This window comes from Desulfomonile tiedjei DSM 6799, assembly GCF_000266945.1.
In the GTDB taxonomy this organism is placed as follows: Bacteria; Desulfobacterota; Desulfomonilia; order Desulfomonilales; family Desulfomonilaceae; genus Desulfomonile; species Desulfomonile tiedjei.
Genome location: NC_018025.1, coordinates 2,428,753 through 2,453,604 on the forward strand (window position 1 = coordinate 2,428,753; position 24,852 = coordinate 2,453,604).

Annotated in this window: 17 protein-coding genes; 4 read left to right on the forward strand and 13 right to left on the reverse strand. The window is 50.3% G+C overall.

What is annotated here, in order from left to right:
* Positions 1-153: 153 nt before the first annotated feature.
* A complete protein-coding gene (locus DESTI_RS10125; protein ID WP_014809870.1) occupies positions 154-1,755 on the reverse strand; it encodes an MFS transporter in 1,602 nt (533 codons plus the stop codon).
* A 406-nt stretch (positions 1,756-2,161) separates the two neighbouring features.
* Between DESTI_RS10125 and DESTI_RS28705 the strand changes: the two genes are divergently transcribed.
* Both DESTI_RS28705 and DESTI_RS10135 read left to right on the forward strand, forming a co-directional pair.
* Positions 2,162-4,996 carry a PAS domain S-box protein gene (locus DESTI_RS28705; RefSeq protein ID WP_014809871.1) on the forward strand — a complete coding sequence of 945 codons (2,835 nt, stop codon included), beginning with the start codon at positions 2,162-2,164 and terminating at the stop codon, positions 4,994-4,996.
* Positions 4,997-5,168: 172 nt separating this feature from the next.
* Entirely contained in the window at positions 5,169-5,693 is a 525-nt protein-coding gene (locus tag DESTI_RS10135; RefSeq protein ID WP_014809872.1) for a PilZ domain-containing protein, read from the forward strand.
* Between the two features lie 231 nt (positions 5,694-5,924).
* On the opposite strand, the gene DESTI_RS10140 is transcribed toward DESTI_RS10135, so the two are convergent.
* Positions 5,925-8,762 carry a spermidine synthase gene (locus DESTI_RS10140; protein ID WP_052316028.1) on the reverse strand — a complete coding sequence of 946 codons (2,838 nt, stop codon included), beginning with the start codon at positions 8,760-8,762 and terminating at the stop codon, positions 5,925-5,927.
* A 444-nt stretch (positions 8,763-9,206) separates the two neighbouring features.
* On the opposite strand from DESTI_RS10140, the gene DESTI_RS10145 reads away from it, so the two are divergent.
* The gene (locus DESTI_RS10145; RefSeq protein ID WP_014809874.1) at positions 9,207-9,455 is read left to right on the forward strand and encodes a hypothetical protein; all 249 of its coding nucleotides are present in this window, start codon (positions 9,207-9,209) and stop codon (positions 9,453-9,455) included.
* Positions 9,456-10,131: 676 nt separating this feature from the next.
* Here the strand turns inward: DESTI_RS10145 and DESTI_RS10150 are convergent.
* From DESTI_RS10150 to DESTI_RS10205, 11 genes are all read right to left on the reverse strand, one after another.
* Positions 10,132-10,626, reverse strand: coding sequence for a rubrerythrin family protein (locus DESTI_RS10150; RefSeq protein ID WP_014809875.1), 495 nt, complete (start codon positions 10,624-10,626; stop codon positions 10,132-10,134).
* Positions 10,627-10,712: 86 nt separating this feature from the next.
* Entirely contained in the window at positions 10,713-12,338 is a 1,626-nt protein-coding gene (locus tag DESTI_RS10155; RefSeq protein ID WP_014809876.1) for a methylamine methyltransferase corrinoid protein reductive activase, read from the reverse strand.
* Between the two features lie 410 nt (positions 12,339-12,748).
* Positions 12,749-13,324 (reverse strand): hypothetical protein, encoded by a 576-nt coding sequence (locus DESTI_RS10165; RefSeq protein ID WP_014809878.1) that lies wholly within the window; start codon positions 13,322-13,324, stop codon positions 12,749-12,751.
* Between the two features lie 14 nt (positions 13,325-13,338).
* Positions 13,339-14,307, reverse strand: coding sequence for a CobW family GTP-binding protein (locus tag DESTI_RS10170; protein WP_014809879.1), 969 nt, complete (start codon positions 14,305-14,307; stop codon positions 13,339-13,341).
* Between the two features lie 486 nt (positions 14,308-14,793).
* Positions 14,794-15,324 (reverse strand): AmiS/UreI family transporter, encoded by a 531-nt coding sequence (locus DESTI_RS10175; RefSeq protein ID WP_014809880.1) that lies wholly within the window; start codon positions 15,322-15,324, stop codon positions 14,794-14,796.
* 332 nt (positions 15,325-15,656) lie between these two features.
* A complete protein-coding gene (locus DESTI_RS10180; RefSeq protein WP_014809881.1) occupies positions 15,657-17,024 on the reverse strand; it encodes a methyltransferase MtaB domain-containing protein in 1,368 nt (455 codons plus the stop codon).
* A 51-nt stretch (positions 17,025-17,075) separates the two neighbouring features.
* A complete protein-coding gene (locus DESTI_RS10185; protein WP_014809882.1) occupies positions 17,076-17,825 on the reverse strand; it encodes a cobalamin B12-binding domain-containing protein in 750 nt (249 codons plus the stop codon).
* Positions 17,826-17,887: 62 nt separating this feature from the next.
* Positions 17,888-18,898 carry an MtaA/CmuA family methyltransferase gene (locus DESTI_RS10190; RefSeq protein WP_014809883.1) on the reverse strand — a complete coding sequence of 337 codons (1,011 nt, stop codon included), beginning with the start codon at positions 18,896-18,898 and terminating at the stop codon, positions 17,888-17,890.
* Between the two features lie 74 nt (positions 18,899-18,972).
* Positions 18,973-19,602, reverse strand: a complete 630-nt coding sequence (locus tag DESTI_RS10195) for a (Fe-S)-binding protein (protein ID WP_014809884.1) — start codon at positions 19,600-19,602, stop codon at positions 18,973-18,975.
* 608 nt (positions 19,603-20,210) lie between these two features.
* Positions 20,211-21,608, reverse strand: a complete 1,398-nt coding sequence (locus tag DESTI_RS10200) for a sigma-54-dependent transcriptional regulator (protein WP_014809885.1) — start codon at positions 21,606-21,608, stop codon at positions 20,211-20,213.
* A gap of 6 nt (positions 21,609-21,614) precedes the next feature.
* On the reverse strand, positions 21,615-23,444 hold the full coding sequence (locus tag DESTI_RS10205) for a sensor histidine kinase (protein ID WP_169316378.1): 1,830 nt from the start codon (positions 23,442-23,444) through the stop codon (positions 21,615-21,617).
* 651 nt (positions 23,445-24,095) lie between these two features.
* Between DESTI_RS10205 and DESTI_RS10210 the strand changes: the two genes are divergently transcribed.
* Positions 24,096-24,386 carry a hypothetical protein gene (locus tag DESTI_RS10210; protein WP_014809887.1) on the forward strand — a complete coding sequence of 97 codons (291 nt, stop codon included), beginning with the start codon at positions 24,096-24,098 and terminating at the stop codon, positions 24,384-24,386.
* Positions 24,387-24,852: the final 466 nt, after the last annotated feature.

The following is a 24,852-nucleotide window of genomic DNA, read 5'->3' on the forward strand; positions in this document are numbered from 1 at the left end:
AGGTCCAAGTTGCAGTGCGCCATCGATCGGTATAATCTTGCCAAAGCCGCTATTAGTCAAGGAGTATAATACTTTCCATTCACTTCGGTTCCGATAATCGCAAAATTAGATTTCGATGTTTCAAGAGGATCGGATAGAAAGCCGATTCTTGGCTCATTTGTCGCGATCGTATTCGTAAATGAGATGAGAGGCTGTCGGAGGCGAGTCGCCAAGATGAAAACCTTTCACCCGGTCTTCAATTGCACGGTCTGAAACCGTCATGCGGGCATGTTGCCGCAGGTGCTCGGCCCAGGAATCCAGGACAAACGTCTCTACATATCTTCCTGACATTGCAAGGTCGCGAAACAAGCCCCATTGTCTCGCTCCATCGCGTCGTCGAATGTTGCCCAGTCGGTACATTGCGTGAACGAATTCGTTCGCATTGCCGGGATCGATGGTGTACTCCAGCATTATCAGCACAGGACCTTCTTCGGGGTCCAGCGGTACGGTCACGCTGGGTTCCGGCCAATGAAGCGAAGGCGTCAAGTCTGCGCCGGGTCCGGGCCTCATCGGCCAAATTCTGGCAGTGACAAGGCTTCCCAAAAGCCCAAACGCAGCACAAGTGAGAGCAAGAGTACTTCCGAAGTGCTGAGTGATTGTTCCCCATATAACGCTGGCAATAGCCATGCCTCCCTGGAACGAGAGTACGTAAAACCCCAGCGCCCGAGCCTGAACCCAGGACGGCACGGCTATTTGTGCCGCGACGGTGAAGCTGGACATGGCTGCCATCCAGCCTGCTCCCGCGAGAATCATGGCACTGTACAACAGACCGATGTTCCGGACATATCCCATGATCAGGAGCACAACCGCCAGCGCAACAGTGGCACTGCTTATGAGCACATTCGTGGCAAACTTGCGTCTCAGGATAGGCAGAATTGCAGCGCCTATCAGCGCTCCAACTCCGATACAGCCGAAAAACCATCCGAATCCGATAGCATCCATACCCAGCTTATAGCGTGCGACCACCGGCATGAGTGCCCACAAAGCACTGGCAGAGAAAATGAAGACCGAACAGCGCACAAGCACGGCACGAAGTTCCGCAGCGTGAACTGTATATCGTGCCCCTGTCCGAATGGCTTCTATCACGTGTTCCGGGGGCAGCGAACGCTCGGCTGGAGAGAACTTCCATCCGTACAAAACCGCAATAACACCTGCGAATGAAGCGGCATTAAGGAGAAACACGGGTCCCGGCCCGGCTATGGCGACTATAATGCCTGCCAGCCCGGGCCCCAAAGCTCGAGCTATATTGAACGCCACACCGTTCAAGGCTACAGCAGATGGCAGTTCGTCCCTCGAAACGAGTCCGGGGACAACAGCTTGCCACACCGGCATGTTTGCCGCCGCTCCCAACCCGAGTGCGAATGTGAAGAGAAGCAGGAGCCATGGAGTGGTCGCTCCCAGGATGGTAAGCACGCTCAGACCTGCCGCTGCTGCACACATCCATCCCTGGGTAAAAAGGAGCATCCTGCGCCGATCTACAATATCGGCCACCGCTCCAGCCGGAAGCACGACAAGGAATACTGGTAGACTCGTGGCCGTCTGCATCAAAGCCACCATCAAAGACGACGTGGTGAGGGAAGTCATGAGCCACACCCCACCCACATTCTGCATCCATGTCCCGATATTTGAGACAATCGCTGCTGTCCAGAGTGCTCGAAAAATAGAATGTCTGAGCGGACTCCAGGCAGAAGAGCTCGGATAATATTGATCGGCCATATCCATCCCTGGCAAAAAAAAGGTCCTGGAGTCCCTCATGCATGTACCGAAACGCTCCAGTCCTTCAATCATACTCTAACACATCTCGCGGAGGAGGAAAGTTCCGTGGAGATGCTTTCTCATATGAATCACTTTCAGATTTCATCCGGCTCTAATGCCGGGGTTTGTTCGTATCAGGTAACCTCCTGAAATATATTGCTTGACCGAGTGCATTTGTCAGAGCTACATTAAAAAACCAGAGATCAACAGGACTCTTATTCTCATAAGGTGAATGCCGCTTGGAATTGGAAGAATTCCATTCGGATCACTTTTTTCCTATCGGGGGAGGCTCCGACTGCTAGATTCTGGAGCAGACACCTACATAATCGGGGAATCGTCAGGACAATTCCTGAACGGGAGGACAAGAATGGCTGTACGCAGAAGAATGGTTATGACGATAGCCTTCTTCTTCATTGCCGCTTTTTTGATTGCGCCCGTTTCTTTTGTCCACGCCCTCACGCTTTCAAGTGCGGAACAGGAATATATTCGCAACAAACAAACCGTTTCGTTCATCAGCCAGACACGATATGCGCCTTTTGAGTTCGCGAATAAAGACGGGCAATGCGAGGGCATGATGCTGGATGTGATCCGTTGGTTGGCAGTGGAAATAGGATTTCAGCCGGTATTCGCTGACGCAACCTTTCAGCAAGCACAGGAAGCCGTACTATCGGGAAGAGCAGACGTTCTCACCAGTCTCTTCTACAGTGACAGACGTGACGAGAAATTCGCATTCACCGAAACCTTGTACGATGTGCCGGCATCGATGTTCGTCCAGGCAGATAGAACCGATATTAAAGATATCAAGGATCTGAACGGCAAGATCGTTGCCGTACAGAAGGGTGATTATGCCAAGGAGTTCCTGGAATTCAAACAGATTCGTTTCGAGATACTCGATACGAACGATTTTGCTGAAGCTGCCGATATGGTCATTGCCGGTAAGGCCGATGCGGTGATCGGTGACGAACAGATCGTGCTGTATCATATTTTCAGTAGTCGGCTTACGGATCGCATCAAGAAGGTTGGGGAACCTCTGTATACCGGTAGAAACTGTATGGCTTCGAACAAGCAAAATGCTTTGCTCATAGGCATTTTGAACAAAGGGATCCAGGAAGCCCGGAAGACGGGAGTTCTTGATAAGATCAGCAAAAAGTGGCTTGGCACAAAGTTCAGACCGGAAAAATCGTGGATAGATCATTATCTCTGGCATATTGTTATCGGAATTAGCGCTGTTCTCTTGCTCTCGCTCTGGGTTTGGGGATGGAATGCAAGGTTGAGGACAATTGTTCGGAGGAAAACCGAGGATATCAGACGGAGTGAAGAGGCCCTGCGGGAGAGCGAAGCAAAATATCGAGACCTTTTTGAGAATGCGTCAGACATTATTTACACCCACGATATGAACGGCAGGTGTATATCGGTCAACGAGGCCGCAAGAAAAATCCTCGGATTCTCGTCAACTGAATTTCAATCCCTGCATCTTCGAGATATCGTCGATCCTGAGTCTTTGCCGATTGTTGCAGAGGAACTCCGAAAAAAAAGCGAAGAAGGTGTGGAAAGGAGCGGTCCGTACGAAATCCTTGTCCGATCGAAAGACGGAACTTCTCACTGGTTCGAGATTAACTCCCGGGTCATTATAGGTGACGGAAAGCCGGTTGGAGTTCATGGCACTGCGAGAGACATTACTGAGAGAAAACGAGCGAAAGAGGCTCTCAGAGAATCGGAAGAGAAATATCGGCTGGTTGTGGAAAACGCGAATGAAGCCATTCTTGTGGCTCAAGGAGAGATGCTCCGATTTGTCAATCGGAAAGCAGTAGAAATCATGGGCTATTCCGAGGAGGAACTCACTTCCAGACCTTTCGTGGAGTTCATCCATCCCGACGACCGGGCCCTGGTGGCAGGAAGATACTCCCAAAGGCTTGCAGGGCTGAATCCTCCTCAGGTTTATGCATTCAGGATTGTTGACCGTCTCGGTAACCTCAAATGGATGGAAATCAATGCAGTGGCCCTGACATGGGAAGGCAAGCCCGCGTCCTTGAATTTCCTCGTTGACATAACCGGCAGAAGGAAGATGGAGGAAGAACTGGTAAAAATTCAGAAGCTCGAGTCACTTGGCGTTCTGGCAGGTGGCATCGCTCACGACTTCAACAATATTCTGACTGCAATTTTGGGGAACATTTCTCTTGCAAAAATGCAGGCACATTTTCCGGAGAAGGCGACGATCAGGCTGACAGAAGCGGAAAAAGCCTGTCTCCAGGCACAGGGACTTACTAAACAATTGCTCACTTTTTCAAAGGGTGGCATTCCGATAAAAAAGACTACGATTATTTCGCAATTAATAGCAGATTCGTGCAATTTCGCTGTTACAGGCTCCAGTTCCCGTTGTGACTTCCTGATTCCTGACGATCTCCTGCCGGTGGATGTGGATGAGGGGCAAATCGGTCAGGTCCTTAACAATCTCGTGATCAATGCCGTGCATGCCATGCCTCAGGGGGGCATGATTCAGGTTCAGGCCGAAAATGTCAGAGCAATCTCTACACAAGCGCTTCCGCTGGAAGAGGGGGATTATGTAAAAATATCGGTTCGCGATCAGGGTATCGGCATACCGGAAAGGGTTTTGCCGAAGATTTTCGATCCGTATTTCACCACCAAGAACAAGGGCAGCGGACTCGGTCTTGCCACTGCCTACTCAATCATAAAGAATCATGGTGGCTTAATTACTGCCGAATCCAAAGAGGGTGTCGGCACAACGATGTACACCTATCTCCCGGCTGCACAAGCAGTGCCGAGAAGGTTGTTCGATGTAAACGGGCTCCCTCAGTTAGGAGATGGTAAGATACTGATCATGGATGATGAGCTTTCTATACGAGATGTTGTATGCGAAGTCCTCTCCACTCTGGGGTATACCGTCGTGCTGGCCAGGGACGGATCGGAGGCTATCAAGCTGTACAACGCGGCAAGAGAGTCATCACATCCTTTTGATGTAGTTGTTCTGGACTTGACCGTTGCAGATGGCATGGGAGGCGCCGAGACCATGCAGATGTTGCTTCATATAGATCCGAACGTCAAGGCTGTGGTGTCAAGCGGGTATTCCAACGATCCTTTGATGGCCGATTATGCCACGTTCGGTTTCAAGGCAATGGTAGCGAAGCCGTACACGGCAAAGCAGTTGAGCGATACTCTGAAGCGGGTAATGGCCCATTCGTAATGCATGGACGATCTACCGCAGAAATTTATTGCCACAGGGACAGAGTGGTTCTAGAATAAAATATCGACTCTTTTTTAGATAAAGCGGCTTAAGCTGCTGAATCAAATTTCTGCCGTCGTTTGTTTTGAGAGGCGCTTGGAAGTCTAACGGCGATCCGCATATGGGGGGCGACATGACGTGCCGGAAGAGAATAAGGGCTCAGGATTTCGTGAGAGAATTCCGAGCGGGGATGACCGACGTCCAGCTCATGAAGATTTTCGGTCTCACTTCTACCGAACAACTGAACAGCATTTTTCGGAAACTCCTGGACTCAGGAATTCTGAACGAGTTCGACCTGGCGAACCGAACAACAGAGCGTATTCCCGATGTAGTGGATCGTGATCTAAGAAGGTTCAGGCGGAGCAAACCTCTCGGCAACGTTCCCGTCTATGACATGAATGACGTATTCTCAGAATTTATTGTCATGGACATTTCCGAAGATGGGATCAAGGTGGGACGAATTAAGAGCGTTCGGGGAGAAAAGCGAACCTTCCTGATAAAGGCATTAGAGTTCGACGAAATGCAAACATTTTCATTCGATGCGGTTTGCCGTTGGGCCAACCGAGGAATGGCTGGATTTGCCATAACCAGCATAAGCCCTTCCGCTGCAATCCAGCTCAAGCGGTTCATCAATCGGTTCACCTTTTGTGAAGACTGAGTGCGCTGAGAAGTTCAATTTCATCCATCGCCCTGTTTCAAAGTTTCCATTCATCAGAAACCAATTCCACGGGTAGTCAAGCATTGTGGCGAGACCTGTCGTGCGAGTAACGAGCCTTGACGCCGCTGAAAAAGATCTTGAAGAGGGATGCCATTTCTTATCAGAGCATTTTGATCTAGCATCATTCTACAGATGTCTCTTCATATGGTCATTGATATGGGGACGACTTTTTCATGGATAAAATGTATCCTTAAGCCATCGCAGAAAATGTGCACCTACTGGCGACTTGAACAGTCCGGCATTATCTTCCACGATCTTCATGGCTTCTTGAGGCTTTCCCGCTAAACACAACGCATAGATCCTGTAATAAGTTGCATGCGTCCCGAGCAAGAGTCGCTCGAGTTCTGCAAAATATCTCTCTGCTTCAGTGAAGTTGCGGTTCGCAAGAGCGTGGGCGGCAAGGCGCAGCACCAGTTCGCTATCCTTTTCTCTTGAAGGAGCATTGCGGATTTCTGTCGTATCGATTTCAGCACACTCCGATCCTCCTACGGCCCAGAGTATGGGAAATCTCAAGGATGTATCCTTCAAGATGCGATGCATTGTCTCTATGTTGAAGATAGCCGTCTCCGGTACGGGTTTCAGGAACAATTCATTGAGGAATTGTTGAACTTCAAATAAATCTAAAGACTTGGAGACCAGCGCATCAGGCCATATTGAACCAATCGCTTTTGACGTCTGAAATCTTTCGGTGGTTTTGCTCACTTCCATTGCTGATTCCAGACTGTCTGCAGGATCTTCAGCGGAACGTCTCCCGAAGATTCTTTTCGGAAAATTGTCTACTACCGGATTCCTGTCTTTAGTCCATTCCTTGATGTGGGAGGCGTCCATAAGGAATGCAGTCCCGAGTTGCTCGGGAACCTCAAACCCGCAGTAACGTATGCTCGGACCGACAAGAGGGTCTTCCCACTGTTTGGCGAAATGCTTTTCGGACACTTTTGCGCCGTTTCCGCGAGTTCCTACCATAATCCACTCGAACCCTATTCCTGTCCAAAGAGTGCAATTTTCAAAAACGTTGCAGAAAGCTTTCAAGACAGACTTTGACCCTGCCACGCCCAGTTGCGCAACCGGTAGCCAGTACGTAGCTATTCCGCCTTCTTTCAAGCTATCATGAATAAGCTGAAAGTATTCCTGCGAATACAGGTTCACCACTCCTGCCAACCATGGGGGAGGCGGCTCTCCGGTAATGACGTCGAAACGCTGTGTAGTCGTTTGCAGGAAGAATCTCCCATCCTCTACGTGAACCCTGACTCTGGGATCGTTCAGCGGATTCGAGATGTCATCACGGAAAATCACCCGAGAGCCTTCGAGAATATCTTTCGAGATGTCCACAACGGTAATGGACTGGAGCGATTTTGTATCGGATAATGCTTTTGCGGTGCTGCCCACGCCGAAGCATATGAGCAAAGCGTCCTTTGGGTCTGCATGAAGAGCGACCGGAAAATACACGAAAAAGTTCATGTACCGCTTTCCAAGAAGCTCAGTGGACGACATTGCGTGATTATTCGTAAAGAGTCTGGTGTTGACGAGACTTCCCGACAATCCCTTCTGCCAGTATTGGCTGGTTTCCGTGAGGCCTTCCCGAACAGCAGCCATGCGCCATCCGGATTCATCTCCGCATAGTCTCTCTCCCACTGCATGCAGGTGTTTCTGCATCGAACCGAACGGAAAGAGCAGGATGCAAACGAGAAACAGTGCTGTCGATGCTATGAGCGAGAATACATTCTTCCCAGGAGGGAATCGCTCCGGCAAAACCAGAAGAGTGAGGATTCCATAGCCAAGAGCAATGATGAAGAAAGATTTTTCCATTCCAAGCAACGGAAGCAGTACAAACCCACCCAGGAGAGACCCCAGGGTTGCTCCAAGGGTATTTGCAAGCGTGAAGCGACCGGTGGTTTCGATACTCCCCAGGATTTTGCGATGCGCCGCATCTGCAGCCATGGTAAACAGGATTCCGGAAAGCAGCGAAACAGGAAAGACCAGAGGAAAGGAGTAATAGATTGTGTTGGACAGCTCCGAGAAATACTCTGACCCCGGTTGAGCCAGAAATCCGAAAGAACCGTACGTCAGCACGCATACAGCTCCTGTCAGAAGAGAAACCGCCGGGAGGAGAGCTGAGAAATCCCACTGAAAACGGAACAGCAGAGATGCAATGAGCCCTCCCAGTCCGATCCCACTGAGAACGAGAGCCAGCATAATAGCAAATGCCAGGCTGTGGGCATTGATGAAAAGAACGAGAAAGCGGAACCATATGATCTCGAGAGCGAGGAAAAGGGCTCCTGAGAGAAAACCGGCCATGAGAAAACGGACGCCCTTCGAATAGGGTGGCGAAGCTTCAACAGTGTGTTGGACAGATTTCGATTTTCCCAGATTTCTGGACAGCATCAAGGCGCTTGCCGCACAGAATAGATCCGTAACGCATGCCACAATGCCTGTTCCTCTTATGCCGAACATTCCGATAAAGTACATTTCCGCTGCAACGGCTCCAGCTACAGCGCCCAATGTATTGAGACCGTACAACAGTCCGAGCACTCTTCCGAAATGCGGACCTTCCGTATGAAGAGCTTTCACCATCAACGGCAAAGTTACTCCCATCGCCGTTGCGGGAATCAGCATCAGTATGAACGCAAGGAACAATCTCAAGGGATTAATTACCAGGGGATTGTCCACAAAAGGCCTGAAGAGCGGAACAAACCATCCGGTGAGAAAAGGCAACGCAAGAACCAGAGCCAATCCGCTGACCGCTACGGCGACTTCGGCGAAAGCGTACGTTCCGATGGGATTCCGAAAGTTTCTGCCGCGAACTGCCGCAAGTCCGTTTCCGAGCGCGATGCCTGCCATAAAGCTCGACAGAACCACTGCTCCGGCCCAAACACTGTTTCCGAAAGTAAGACCCGCCAGCCGAAACCAGAGTGTTTCAAAAATTAACGCAGCAGCACCCGAAAGAAAAAAGATCAGGCACAACATGTACAAGGTGATGTTCAGATTGCCTCCCGGAAGAACAGACGCCACTCCTCGGCTTCAGAATGAACACCACCATACTGTACCATTCCCGAAAACGTCAATCAGCAAAAGCGATCGAACCGGAGGCTTCAGTCTCGGGCGGTGGTTTGAGAGTATTTTGTCTGAGTACGTAGGCTGCCGGTGAGCGAAGCGAAGCAATCCCATGAAAGTGCAGGCACGTATCAGGAGATTGCCACGTCGCTCCGCTCCTCGCAATGACATGGCCCCCAGCGTCTCACTTCCGTGGGCAACTGAAGGAACACGATCGAGCCGGAGGCTCAAGCACCCTAGCCGATTCGTGCTCACAGAATTCTATCCCTCCCGCTGTCAGGTTTTTTTGCTGGCTCCGACTACTTAGGCAGATGACGCAGAAACGGCTGTAAGGTCTTTCGACCTGCTGATTCCGGCTCAGGACGACTTCCTCGTCCGAGCAACAACATTAAGGAGAAGACGATGAAGAAAGCTGTTCAGTTCATAATGGTCATAGTGGCATTAATGGCTTTTGCCTCAGCCACTGTCGCTGTCGCTGCAAACGAATTCTATGTAGCCAAGGACTCTCAGGGGAAGGTATCCATCCTGGATAAGAAACCCGCGGACCCGGCCTCGATCGTTAAGGGTCCTTTCGCGAGCAAGGCAGAAGCTGAGAAGGCCATGAAGGCTGCCCAGACCGGGAAGCCGGCAGACCCGACTCCCGGCAAGTGAGATCTAGCTGTCTGATGCACTAAGGTTGGAGTTCTGCTCAGGATAGGCGGGGAGGTCATGGGTCTCCGTATGAGACAACGCTTCCCCGCTTCACTTACAACGAGAAATCGCTCTTAACTCAACCATTCAGTTACGCATGAGAGAGATTTCTTCGGCTCCGAAGGGGCTACGCAACGATAGCCGTGGGTGCAAACCCACGGAAGCAATGCGACAAATCCTTTGTCTTCCAGTACCCTGGAATAGTCCACCAATAACATTTGGGAATCATTGACCTTTTGGTTGACCCTTTCAAGGCCGCTGAACCATGCTTATGAATATGGCGCTGTCCACGGGTTAACGAAAGTGTCTCAAAAGTCATGAATCCACATTAAATTGTGGCACGATTCATCATCCTTGTAGGGGCAGGCCTCGTGCCTGCCCTCCCGCAATGACCGGCACGGAGGCCGGTCACTACCGGGCATCCACGAGGGGCGCCCCTACAATCAGGCCAGCGAGACCATGAGAACTTCGTGCCACGATCTGGGATAAAATTCGACTTTTGAGACAGTCTCCTACGCCCGTGGCTACTCTACTATTGGGTCGTCCTTCCAGGGCGCAGATTCCCTATTGCCCACGCGAGACCGAACGATTACCTACTAACAATTTGCGATTACCAAGAATCATAATAGGAAGAATTTCAAGTGATTTCCATAAACTTGGTCCCGTCGACTCCACAGTACGGGCACTTTTTCGGCGCCTTGCCCCGGACAGTGTGGCCGCACGTCGGACAAACGTAGAAGTTTGCCGAAGCATTTTCGGACTCACTCTCCAACGCTTTCTGAAAGAGCTTGTGATGCACCATTTCAATGGACATGGCATATTCGAAACTATGCCTGGCTTCAATTTCATTATCCGCAACTGAATCTTTGACCATGGCAGGGTACATTTCTTTGAACTCAAAGGCTTCCCCATGCACAGCGGTTTGGAGATTCTCTTCAGTCTCCCTTATCCCTTGCATGGCACGCAAGTGATTGAACGCGTGAACCTGTTCCGCTCTGGATGCTGCCCTGAACAATCGGGCCGCCCCTGGAAAACCCTCTGAATCTGCCTTCTCGGCGAATGCCTGGTACCGCATGCTGGCCTGACTCTCGCCAGCAAATGCCTCTTTAAGGTTCTCTTCTGTTTTGCTCATGGTAACCCCTTTTCACTGTAATTCTCAGGCAATCATGATCCGGAGACACAATAATCACCGACCATGATTGCGATCGATACTGAAGGTTATTCTTTGAAAAATCGCTCAAGGGAGAATCCTTTGGGGGGACAAGCGCGTTCGCACCTCCGGCAAGCCACTCCATTGCATAACGATTGATCCAGTATCAAGACCGGAGGATCTGAGCCTTCGAGATGCCGAATTGCCTTCTCCGGGCATGACGCCACGCATTCGAAACACGCGGTACACTCTTCGAACTGGACCTGGACTATCTGTCCCACGTCCGGAACAGTTACCAATCCGAGACGACCGAGATCGTCGATATCGCGGCGGACTGTGCGGATTACTTCCGGAGATCCTTCGATAGTGAGCAGCTCAGGGAAGCCGTACCTCCTGAGAAACGCCTGATATTGGGAGAAAGGCATTCCTTCGGTCCAAAAAGAGAGTTCCAGAATGTATATTTTCTCAAAGACTTTGGATGCAGCAAACATGCAGTGAGTCTGGCGAAGGTTCTTCGCGAGGTCACTCATCATGTCTAACTTTTTCGGGTCGAGTACAAGGTCGCGCGCCATAGCGAGGGACGTGTTTCCCACCTGGTAGATGGTTTTGACTCTGGGAGGAATCATGCCGAGCCGCTGTGCTTTCAGGGCATCCACGTATGTTCCGGAAGCACCGGACATATACGCTGTCACCACATCTCCCATGTCGATGCCTGCCTCATGGCAGAGCGTTACATGCCCGGCTCGTACCGATCCTATGGCTTTCCCTGCTTCTTTGAGATCTTCTTCAGTAAAATTGATGTCCGATGAAAGATGAAATTCGGCATCGAGAGTATTTATACGGGGCAGACGAACGAGATTGGCTTCCAAACCTTGACTTACGATGGCAACCGTTCCTGTTCCGGTTATCCCGACAGGCTCGATCTCTCCCGCTTCCCGGACATTTCCGGTCTCCAGATTGATCAGCGGTCCCATGATAGACAACATGTCTTGATCCAGGACAATCAACCTGTGGAGATGATCGACTCTGTTCAAGTCGGAAATGGCTCCAGGCATGGCCAGCATGCCACAGGTAATCTGTTGACCTTCCAGAGCAGGTCCTGCGGCAGTGGAGCCCGTGATTACCTGTCCTTGATGGAACAGTGCCATTTCAGCATTTGTCCCGTAATCTGTCGTAAGAGAGGTCTCGTCCCGCTCCAGCATACCGGTTTGGATCATCATGGCCAGAGCGTCCGCGCCAATCTCGTGACGGACAGCAGGAGGAATAAGCACTTCTGCCTCGGCAGGAATCATAAGGCCGCGAATCTGAGAAGCTGTGAGAACCGTGGCATCACGCTTGGGCGGGACGACTCCGAGCGCCTCCAGCTTTCTTTTGCCGGCAAACGCCAGATCCCGGATTTCTATCCTCTGAAATAAAGAAAGCTGAATCGGATTTCCGCAGACAGCGAGACGCACCACGTCATCCAGAGGAACTCTGAGCCTTCCCAGAACCTTGTTGACCGCTTCCATCATCACATTGCCGGCAATCTCAACGCTCATCTCCAGAGCAAAATGTAGATGATCTATGACATTGGCTCCGGGCAGAGGATGCCGAGTAGTAATAGCGGTGGATATGATTTCGCGGGAGTTCAGGTCGATGGCATGAGCTCTGAAGCCGCTGGTTCCGAGATCCATTGCAATCGCCAACCGAGTCATTGCGAATCCTTCCCATACCTTGCCATTTCAAAGCAGTGGCTCGGAAAATCCTTCTTCTATAAGGAAGGTTCTCCAAGCCTTACTTCTTTGATTGCGAATCGGTTTCACGGGTAGCATTCCGATGGTTTATTCTATATAATCTGAAAAAGTAAGTTGGATTCCAAAAAAATCTTGCTCCGACAATGAGATAACGTAATGAAAGCTTGCACTCGCTGTGGTGTCTGGCATACAGACGCTGAAAAACGTGCCGGACATTACCTGTCATGCACAGAAGTGAAACAGTATTGGTCTGATCTTAAACGCCTCCACATGGAGGCCACGGGCCATCTCGCAATGATCAAAATCAGTAAAGACGGCCGCGTTTTATGCATAAAGTGCGGCCAAGAACTTACTGAGGATCCGTTGAAAACTTACTGACCGTCGAAACCGAACAAGACGGTACCCGTGCCCCATTCATCCTTTTCATCGAAGTACCTGTTCTTCAGAAATACGTCTCCTGCGGTGGAAGGAAAGCAGAATATGTAGTCTCCGAATTCTTCAAGACCTGGCAAGCATTCTTCGGCACCAAGAGCAGGCAATTCAAAGCAGCACTTCTTTGCGACTATGTCTCCGGGAAAATCGACTCTGTCCTTGTAGATCACGAAATTTTTATGAAGAAAGAATGCATTCGGTTGTTTTTGCAGGTCCTCGATTCGTGATGGGTCACGGACCTCCTCGCCTACGATTTCATCATCTTTTTTCAGAAGCATGTGGGACTGACAGCCCCACTCGAACTCCATTGTCGTGATGGCAAGGAAGACATGCTTGGAACGGAGCACGTCCCGGATTCCGCTGTTGTAGCACAAGCCCATGCCCATGAAAGCTTTCTTTTCCGCCTCGGTTTCGATGTCCAGCAGTTGGAAACGATCTGCGTGTTCCAGCTCAAACGCTGCGAGTATTCCCTTTATGGCTTGGAGACAGTCCAGGATCGGGTCACGAACAGGCATTTATCCCCCTGACTTCATTCTTCCCGACACTCGTCCAGTGCAGCGTCCATTGCCTGGGGCTTCATTTCCTGGCCGATTATGGACAGCGCACTGTATTCCGCTATAGGTGCGGCTTCAACGTGCACCTCGCCGGAAGCAAGCTCTACTTTTATCCAGTCCTCAGGAGTTTGGAAAATTCCTTTGGCACGAACCACTTTTCCATAGCCGCCCGATCTCAAAGCCTCAAAGAAAGATACCAGACAAGGTCGAGAAAATGAGTCGGAGTATTTTCGTCCAAAGGATTCAAATTGATCTGCCAGCCCGTGATCGTGACCGTGAGCACCTTCCGAGACAAACGTTCCCTCAAATTCTTGCAGAAACTCTGTTACCTCATCCCTGTCGCCGGCACTTCCCAGAAGTTTTTTCAAGACAGAATCCTGAAGCCGAGCGAAGCGAGTGGGGTACACAATCGCATTAGGATTGATCTCTTTTATAGAACTTACCAGAAGGTCAAGCATCGCCGGCTTTACTCGATCCATCTTGTTGAGAAGCACTGCTCTACTGCGTCGGATCTGGTTTTCCATGAAATGCCGATGAGACTTGATGAAAGACAAGAACTCCGACGCGTCCAACAGGTGAATAAGATTAAGATCTGAATACAAAGGCCGCATGTCTTCAGATTCGAGTATCTGCATGATCTGGGATATGGTGGCTACGCCGGTGGGTTCGACAATAATCCTGTCCGGAGCGAAACGGTGGCACAAATCCAGGAGTTGACGTCGAAAATCGCTGGCTATAGTGCAGCAGATGCACCCGGAAGGCAATTCTATGACTTCGGCCACCTGAGCACCATGACCGGACAACACAAGACCGTCAATTCCGACTTCTCCGAATTCATTGACGATAATGACCACTTTTTCGCTCTGGGGCGGATTCTCCATCATATATCGTATGAAGGTAGTTTTCCCGGCTCCCAGAAAACCGTACACAACGTTCACGATCATGGGAACACCTCTACCGCTATCGCACTGTGAGTCCGCAATACCTGTTCAGACGATCTACTCTGATATGCATCGCTCACACTTTGCATGGTGAGTATCTTCTTGTCTCATGTCAAGTGGATGCCGTACGAAAAAGCCTTTAGAAGAGTTTGACACTTGAAGCCATCCTTGTGTAAACGCCTTCCTCACTCCTTCCAAGAAACTGACATGTTGCCGCAAGCCCGGCATTGCAAGTGAGAAGTTCTCGGAAAGGGGCTATCTTCTTGCCACTTGAAAATGCTGCCGCCCTTTGGGTTCGCTCGCCCTGCAATGTGATCGCCATAGACTGTGCCCATCGTCCAAGCAGGTTGAACGGGTATCATCGACTTACGTTATTTCCGTCGTGCCATCAGGCGGAGCATGGTCATTCGATGTCCCGGAAGCGCTCAAAGCAATGAAAGTCTTGAACGACCTATAACCTCTATGCTCCAAACAAAGACATCGAGAGATTTAGAACGGAAACGCTCCTGCGGTCATCATGTAGAAGGCTGGTACCCAGAGGCCAAACACTACCCACACGATCAATGACCAGGCAAGGACAGGAGTAGGGAATTTCCCGTAAGCGTTAAGCCAAACCATGAACGTCAAGGCAGCGTAACCCGCACACGCGAACGCCAGATAGTTGCTCTTCACTATCAACAGCTTGCCGTCTTCCAGAACCGGTCCCCCGGTGAAGAAGAGGATCATGTAAATGACGGACACAAGAGCAGTGTAAAGACTCACGTTACCGACGGATCTCAGATCGTCCAGGCCGGTGAGCAAGGCGTATGCTACGGAGCAATAGAAGATCCCGTGTGCGAAGAGGAGTCCTGCCACAAAAGGGTCTTTGAACACGGTGGCTTGAATTATTGCCCCCAGAATTGTAACAGACCCTACAAAGCCGGTGATCGCTCCAGTACCTTTGGGCTCTCCTTTTCCAAGGAAAAATATCGCCACCGCCAACCACATTGCACCAATGGCTATGAGCACTGGCATTGCCATTCGCTTCCCCCTTTCGTGAGTGGAAGGATTGTTTCCAGGTCCCATGAATGCCGTCCATCATCGATGGGATCGTCTTCCATCTATGTGGCCCGATGTCTTACGTATAGCAGATGTGTGTCCACTCCTTTTCTGCAGAGGTCAACGCGTGTGCGTCCGGATTCTCAGCTAGATCGCGGTTTTACAGCAAACAACCTCACATAGCGGTTTGGAAAAATATGGCCAAGACCGCCATTGGGCGGCCATGGCCGGGGCAAGTCTCACTATTGGACGATTAATGCACGCTTTCGATACGGGTTAAGACCGCAAATGATCGGTCTTTCCCATCTCAGGCGTTACAGACCGTACGCTGCAGGGACAAATCCCTTAACTTTTGAATACTTCTTGAGGCACATGTCAATGAAGTCTCCTTCCTTATCGGGAAGAGCTTGCATGTCCTTCATGTACCCCTGGAGCATCTCTTTTTCATACGCAGTCAGCTTGAGCATCGGATCGCCCAACATGAGTTCCCCGCATTTCATTGCTGCTGCTTTGGCTCGGCTATACAGGCTGGCATTGTTGTCCACCAGCGCTTTACCTATTTGCCATGCATTGTCAGGGCTCAGCATAAAGGCGTGAGGGCCGCGATACTTGTCAGAGTTCACGAGGCACGCCTGGAACTCTTTCTGGTATCCCAGATCGATGGCCGCGTTCATTGCCGCAACGTCATAACCGAGTATCTCCGCGAAAACTGCGGTGGTAGTGCCGCCGAACATGTCGTGGTATTCCACGGCTTCATTGGACCATACGTCGGTTACCGCCGCAATGACATTGCCACAGAGGTCTGCATGCGCACAGGCACTGGTCTTTCCTTCGCAAGAGATGGGCACTCCTGTTACGGACTTGATGATGGGATCTTCGTACGCACAGTCCTTGGTCGGCCCCGTCGCTCCGCATTCATACGCCACGAGGGTCCGGCTGGCGCAAATTGCCCGTGACAGAGCAGCCAGAGTGTGCGGCACATCTTTGGACAGATAACCACCTGCCATAAACATGGCTGTGTTTGCCTCGGAGCAGTTCGTGTCACCACCGGGAATGCAGTTGTGCTTCTTGGCGATGGCTACGATCTGTGTCCACATCCATTCCATGTCTCTTCCGCCCAACACCGCCTGGCCGAACAGGAGGCCTGCAATATCGTTTCGGATGATGGCATGGTCGAAGACTTCTTTGCCGCCCATGGATTCAATGGATACGATGTCAGCGTACTTGGCGCATTCCTCGAAGGTCTCGAGAACCTCTCTCGTATAATCGGAATCTCGCATGTTCACCATGTCAGGCTTGCGTAAGTCTGCAGGAGTGGCCCTATATGCAGCTTTCAGCCCGTACTTCTGCAGGTATTCATCCATCTGCCTTGCGGTTTGGGCAGCGATTTCACCTCCCCACTTGGGGTTGTGAGTCATCTGGAAAATATGCTCGTTTTCTATCTGGAGTTGTGGATGTCCCACGATAACACAGCGCTCCAGTGCGTCGCCATTGGCTCTTTCGTACTCGCGCAGCAATGTCTTCATTGTCTTTTCGCTGCCGGGCCGTGGATGAGGAACGACCTCAGGAACAACATGACCGCCGCCCAATACGATGCCTCGTTTGGTCGTGACCGGCTTTTTCGCTGTCCCGAATATCATTTCGTCTGCGCTCTTATAGGCCATTTCACTGCTCAAATTCATGACTCTCCTCCTTGGATCCAGGATCAGGGTTGGCTGTAATGAGGCGACTGATTAGCCGTTCCACTTACCTCTCATCGCTTGCCAGTTGTCGCCGGAGAGAGCATCTTCGGCCATTCCGGGAGCCTGATTGGCCTCCTTGCCCCAGACACCCAGCTCGAAGCTCGTGACGTATTCCTCGCTGACTGCCCCTCCGCCGCACACGAAAGGAATAGCCAGTCCCAGTCTTTTCAACTGAGCAGCAATCTTCGGAAACGCAGTCATGGTGGTAGTCATGAGTGCAGTGCCGGTGACCATGACCGGATTGTGCGTTCTGCAGGCTTCAACTACCTTGTCCACCGGGACATCCGCACCAAGATTGATAACATCAAAACCATTCGCATTCAGGAGCGCATTCACAATGACCTGTCCGATATCGTGAATATCTCCTTCTGCGGTATGGGTCACAACCTTGGCTTTCTTATCCATGGATTTACCCATTTTCTCTTCACAAAGAGCAATGCCTGCGTTCATGGCATCTGAAGCCAATATGACCTGGGGCAGGAAGTAAACCCCTTCGTCCCACAGTCGGCTCACTTCATTCATACCAGGGATGAGTCCTTCGTTGATGACTTCCATGGGCGACTTTTTCTGCAGCACTTCTTTAGTCAATACTGCCGCCTGGTCTTCGTCCCCTTTCACAACGGCATCAGCCACCTTCTGGAGAAGCTCGTCCTTGGCCACTTTGCGTGCCGATTGACGTGCTACTTCGATGTTGAGGTCGTACCGTGTGAAAATGTTTGCATAGTCCGTCAAGTACTTCATCTTCGCCTCCTCGGGTTTGAAGGGTTGACACGGAAAGCCTTATAAGGCCTCATTCAACACGATCAAGCGTACGTGTACTCCTCAGCTACTTGAACCATAGCCAAGAGATTAGCGGTCGGCGTGCCTGGAGCGATAGCGCATCCGGGAGCGAGAACATCCAACCCCATATCAACTTGTTCCCGCGAAGCATCTTTGACGACATCAGGACTCTTCATGAACAAAGTAGTTGCCGCATCTACTCCGCCAATGAGAATTCCTGAAGGACCTACGACTTTGCGAGCCAGTTGCGTGTCGCTCTTCGGCTCCAGACTGATCGCAGCGCACCCGGTGTCGTGCATAAAAGGAATGATCTTGTCTACATTCCCGCAAATGTGCAGGATGACCGGCACGCTCAGGGCATCAACTTGCTTTTTCTGGTATTCCAACTCAAGGTCTCGATACGTATGCGGAGCGATAAGGTCCGGAGAAGCCTGCATGTCTTCTACTGCAATAAGATCCGCACCTGCCTCAATAAGCGCCTTGCCCAGTAGAGTCCCGGCTTTCTCTGCCACGTCCAGAAATGGGTGTAGTTTGTCCGGAGTCTTGAAACTCGCCTTCAGTATCGGTACCGCGTCAAGCATGGCCCCAGCGATGGTAAAAGGTCCTATTATCCCTCCGATGATTGCCGCCTTGTCGCCAACCTCCCGTTTCATTATCCGTATCGCTTCGATGAGCTGAGGAATCCTGCCTCGTTGCAAGAAATCATCAGGCAGAAAAGGCGCGTCATCGACTTTGTACAGCGTAGGATGATCTATTCCGGGAATGTTTTCTCTGCCACCAAGTTTGACTTTGCATCCGAGAGCTTCTGCCTCGAAAGTCTGACAAAACGGAGCTCTTACTGCATCGAACCCAAGCACCGTGTATGCAGCAATCGCCAGTTTCGCCATGTCCTCGGCCCGTTCGTGACCCTCGGGCCAGTAAGCGCCGACCTTATCCATCTGTTCATACGTCGGAGTGCCGTTGACACAAAAACAGGGCATTCGGTCGGGTTTCTCGTGATTGAATACCTTCATCACTCGTTCTTTACCTGTCATGGTAGCTCCTTGTGTTGGTTCCTTCGCCCTCCATGGCCTGTTTGAACCATCACCTCCTCTCTGAGTCTTCGATCTTATTGACCTATCAATCCCTCCTTGAGCAAAAACAGAGGCAACTCCAGGCCACTGACCGGGCCAACCATAACTTGCCAGCCGGTCACCTGCTTGATTTGACCTGCGAGATGCCTTGCCAGACCGGGTATCACGAGGCTTCTATGGTTCGCCATTGAGCCTACCGCCGTCTCCGTTATCACCTTGAGGATCTCAAAGGGGGTGAATCTCTTTTCTTCCACTGCATTGTCCACGCTATATCCTTTGGTGTCGCTCACGAGGATGAACACGCTCATTCCGCAACTATCCAGGACATTCTCCAGGAGGTGCACCGTCTCACGGAAATTGCACGTTACGAGTACGGGAGAAGACGCGACGGGCAAACGGACGCTGATGAGGCCCGGAGATAAGCTCTCCATCATCACATTGAAAGGTATGGCCGGAGGAACGAAGTTCATGAGATTTCTCAAGACCGATGCGGTCTCGTCATTCAGCTCCGGACATCGCCAACTCGCCGGATTGCCTTTTATCAGGGCTTCCGCAAATGCCCGGCAGGATGAGTATCCGCACTCGGTACAATCCACATCCGGCAGATACTCGAGCAGACTCTCCGTTGTCAGCGGATAAATATCGGCAAATTCTTGTTCGATCACCCAGAACACTCCCGAATTACTCTGTGCCAATAGAGGACACCCATCCCCAGAGGGCGCGAGATCGATGGGCGTACGGACAGACCCGCAGTTGTTCCGAATCAATGGAGACTAATCCCCATTCTTCTCTTTCGGGAACCGAACCTCTCTGACTGAAAATCGACAGTGTGGAAAGCAGGTTAGGTTACGAATTCAGTTTATCTTCTCTGGCAATTTGTGCTCACCCCGTGTTCTCGGGGGCTGCAAGAGGGAACGCCCGGCCGACGAAGGCCATTCAGGTTATTAAGTAAACGTGTCCTGTACATTCGTAAATAGAGGAAGCAAATACTGTACCAAATTGGTCAAGTGTCACACTGAAACAGGAGCATCTTGAGATTGTGTCAAATTGCTTGAGAAATTGAATAATTAAGTAATTGTTGGTTTCTGTGGTTGTTGAAAATGGAGACAATTAACCAACAGTCGCCAGGCGGGTCTATGTGATTGGATTTAATGGTGAAGAGCGTTATCTGTAAGGACGACAAAGTAAGTAATGGCAAAACAAATCGGACTTTTGTGTCTGACACGAATGTCATGTCAGACACAAAAGTCCGATCGCCTCACGAGACTGTAGCTCATTTGAACTCTGCCTTATCCAGCCCAAATTGCTTCATTTTGCGCAAAACGGTTCGAACGTCCACCTGAGCATCGGCCGCCGTAAGGCTCACTGTTCCCTTATTCTTCTTCAGCAGGTGTCTAAAATATCGTTCTTCCATGCGAGCCAGGGTCTCTTCTCTGAGTGCCTTTAAGGGGAGGGTAGGATCGAAAGGGAGACACAGCTCGTTGTCATTACTATGGTCGACTTGAGTGCCTGCAAGGGAGAACGGGATTTCGTCGATCAAATCGTCTTGCGCCATAATCATAGCGCGTTCAAGTACATTTTCCAGTTCGCGCACATTGCCGGGCCACGGATGCTTCATCAAGCTGAACATTCCCCGGTGCGACAGGGTCAATTGGGATTTATTGTTATTAATGGCAAGTTTCTCGAGGAAGTGAGCCGCGAGAAGAGGTATGTCATCCAAACGCTCTCTCAATGGCGGCAGGTGAATGGGAACCACATTGAGCCTGTAATACAGATCGAGGCGAAATCGATTTGCAGTCAATTCCTGAGAAAGGTCTTTATTGGTGGCGGCGATAATTCTGAAATTAAGTGATATCAGTCTATTACCGCCGAGTCGTTCAATCTTTTTGTCCTGAATCGTCCGTAGCAATTTGCTTTGCAGAGAATAGGGCATGTCACCTATTTCATCCAGGAACAAAGTGCCATGGTTGGCCTGTTCGAGTTTGCCCTGTTTTCGGCGTTCCGCACCTGTAAACGCTCCGCGCTCGTAGCCGAACAGCTCGCTTTCGAGAAGGGTCTCCGGGACTGACGCACAGTTTATGGCGACAAAGGGACCGCTTTTCCGAAGGCTATGAAAGTGTATAGCCCTGGCTACCAGATCCTTGCCGGTGCCTGTTTCTCCTGTGATGAGCACTGAGGAGTCCATGTTGGACAACGATTCGATCAGATTGAAAATGCTCTGCATCCTCGGATGCTTGCCGACGAGATTTTCGAACCGGTATCTTTGCTGGAGATTCGCCCTTAAGGCTACTACTTCACGTTTGAGCTGCCTTTCTTCAAAAATCCTGCTGAGGACCAGAAGCAGTTTCTCGGGGACAACCGGTTTTTCGAGAAAATCGCTGGCCCCGGATTTCAGTGCGTCTACGGCAGTGCCGATCGAGCCGTATGCAGTGATAACAACGGAGAGCGTCTCCGGGTTGATCTCCACGGCTCGTTTGAGAAAATCAAGGCCATCCATCCCGGGGAGGATCATGTCGATAATGAGAAGATCGTAATCGATCTCGCCAAGTAATGTCAGTGCTTCCTCGGCACTCGCTACATAATCCGTGGTGTATCCCTCGGACCCGAGTATCCGAGCAAGGGTCTTGGCGGAATTGATATCATCGTCAACGATGAGCAATCGGTACTGCATAGAATCTCACCATATGGGTAAACAGATCATAGCCTTGGTCCCTCCGTTGGGACGACTCTCAAGGGTTACGGCTCCTCCGTGAACTCGGACGATATGATCCACCAGGGCCAGGCCCAGGCCCAACCCTCCTTCTTTTCTGGAATAAAAAGGTTTCATGACCTTTCTTATTTCTTCTTCTGCCAGGCCGGGCCCATCATCTTCAATCACAATCTGAGCAAATTCCAAACGCGGCTCCGGTCCGTGTCTGATCTTCAGCTTTCGGGTGAAAACCCACAGGTGGCCGTCACTGTTTATAGCTTCCATGGCATTCTTGATAATATTGTGGAAAGCCTGGTTCAGAAGAAACATATCTGCTCGTGTCATAGGCAAGTCAGGATCGAATGATGTCACGAGTTCCACTCTCGCGAGTTCCATCCATCCTTTAAATGAGTGAAGCGTATTATTCAAGATGTCATTAATCGATTCATGACAAAGGCTTACGTCCTGTGTTCGAGTGTATTGGATAAATTCATTGATCATCCTGTTTATAAGCTCGACACGTTCTGTAATATTCTGAATGAGATCTTTCTTCTCACCTTCCTCAACATTATCCTGCCGCAACAAATGCAGAGCGTACACGAGGTTGTTCAGAGGATTTCTGATCTGATGAGCTATTCCGGAAGCAAGCTCTGCAAGAAGAGCCATATTCCGGGAATGTTCTATTTCGTCAAGCAGGCGATCTTTGCTGAAAGATCTCTTAAAAGAATGAGAAGAAAACGATCTGCCGACGTGATCGATAATGAATCGCTGTGTTCTCTCCGCATCCCTTTTTTCCTTGGAAATAAGCTTAATCTGCCGTTCGAGATCTCCCATGAGAGAGATATGCTCAAGGAAGAGGCCTATCATGTTGAGGGCCGTCATGAGCAACCTGGTGTCCGCCGGCCGATTCTTAGTCTCTCTGAGCCCGAGAAAGCCCAGGCCTATAAGATCCCGGTGGTGCCGCAAAGCAAATTCCAGAACAGACTCTATTCCTTGCGATGTGAGATGTGCTTTCAGCACTACAGGAAAACGGGGATGATCGGCCACAGATTGGATAGTAAAAGAATCTAGCTTCGACGAGTCGCCATAGAGGCGAATCTTACTTTCGAAGTAGTACCTCAACCATGGATCTTCAATCCTTTTGGGATTGGATTTCGGAGACTGCAAGCTTACGCATTGTCCGGTATCCGGAAAATAAATGGCTCCCAAATTAGCTCTAAGAAGGGGTAAAATGGCTTCGAGCACACGGGTAAGAACGCCCTCAACATTGTAAGACTGTCCGATTACGTTGGCGATACTACTCAGGCAATATAATTCTTTGCTCAGATTCGCAGTAAGGGCCCGGAGAACCTCTGTCACTTTCTTTTCTTCATTCAGGGCATTCTGAAGTTGTGCAAGACTCCGATCCATCAACAAAATGGTAACATCTTTGCTGAAATTACTTAATTCCTGCCTGATAGCCAGGTCTTGATCGGATGAGATAAACGTAATCCCGCTGAACTCGATGTTCAGCGTCCCGAACCAACGATGCGGCAAATCCAGGTAATAACAAAACTGGGACTTTAGAACGAAAGAGGGTCGTATTGCGTGTCCGGCACGACACGGACGGGGATGATTATCGTCAGGAATATCCGTTTCGACGTTCCATCTGCCCTGTTGTCGCGTGAGTCTTAGTCGAAGAATTCCCCGATTATTACTATTGTCTCGAACCAGAACAATGAGACATTGTGCTCCAAATCGATCTCCCAACTGTGTCAAGACCCGGCAGGAATACTTTTCCAAACGGCTTTCCGCCTCTCCTTCTAGATCTCTGTACATGTCTTCGGCGATTGACGAAGATGAAGATTCCTGTTCCGTAAAAGGACTCAAACCTAAAAGATCGTATTCTTCCATAGCGGTAGGCAAGATAACAATGAGAGAACTTTTCCTCGAATCAGGTACTTCTTTCGGCAGTCTATCTCAAGACAGTACGAAAAAGGCCGACGAGAGGGAAATTCGCTCGATGCGTTCGGTCGTTTGAAGAACCTGTCCCTTCAAGACCTAGCCCGGGGAATGAGGTCGGGCAAATCTATCCGAGATCCGCACAAAACTGCTTTGCCTGTTCTCACGAAGTACTACACTGCTATTTTCAGGATGACTGTATTATCTTTGTGTTATGTTACTTGGAAGCAGGCCGCGTGTCAATTCATTGATTTGAACGGGATAAGCCAAGAACAACAATGACACGCCGATTGTTACGGAGAAAACAGACCGGCTCCGATGCTATGACCCGTTAATTTTTAGGTATTCTTTGCTTGAAATCCTTGTTTTCCCATAGTAGTATACTTCGCCTAACATGCGGATACCGCATATATCAACTAAGCTTTCAACCCGCCGAGTAATGCCCTCCGCTGCTGCCTAGGGACCTCTGGGAAATAAATAATTCCGAGTTCGGCCAGGATTGGAATCGAGTACATTGGAGTCTGTCTTATGTCCAAGCAAAATAGCATAACGGAAATGGACCAGAAGGTGAAAGAAGGCCTGAAAATAGCCAGAGAAGCGATCGATGACGACGTCTTACTCAAGCTGTGTGATGATCTGGAATTCACGTGGGAAAATCTGTGTTCCAATCTCCTGATTGTGGCTGTAGGTCTTTCAGCAATGAAGTACCGTACCGCGGATCAGATCAGAACTCAGTTGGAGCAATATCTGTCGTCGATCCAGACGGCAAAGACCCAGAATGCCAACCTGTTTTTCCCGGATACGACCATGCCGAATTAGAAAAACAGAACTCCCGACATGGCCGGTTTGCCTTTGTGGTTGACCGGCTATGCTCTTCTCGCCCCGTCTGTCAAATGTAGCTGAGAGACTGCTCTTTGCAATGAGTTTCCAATCATCTATTTCTCTGGAACTTGAGCTCTACTTTCGAATCACCAAGCAATGGAATCTCTAAGATTCGCACCGGTTTCATCGTGTTATACCGATTCGCTTTTCTGTTCATAATCAGGGAGGCTGGAGGTATCCTTCGCTCCGGACGACGCAAGGCCGTCTAATCACTCCGCTCAGGACACCCCAGCCTTCGCGATCTTATGTGCAACTGCGAAATGGTATTAGTAACTGTGAAATAACGATTCCAGACATCTGAATAATTGTGAGGAACCGGTATGATGGCCATGTGTCTCAATTTTTCAAATTACTTGTGGCTAGCCCGGGTGGCGATTGGTCATCCTCGGAATCGCTTATGGTT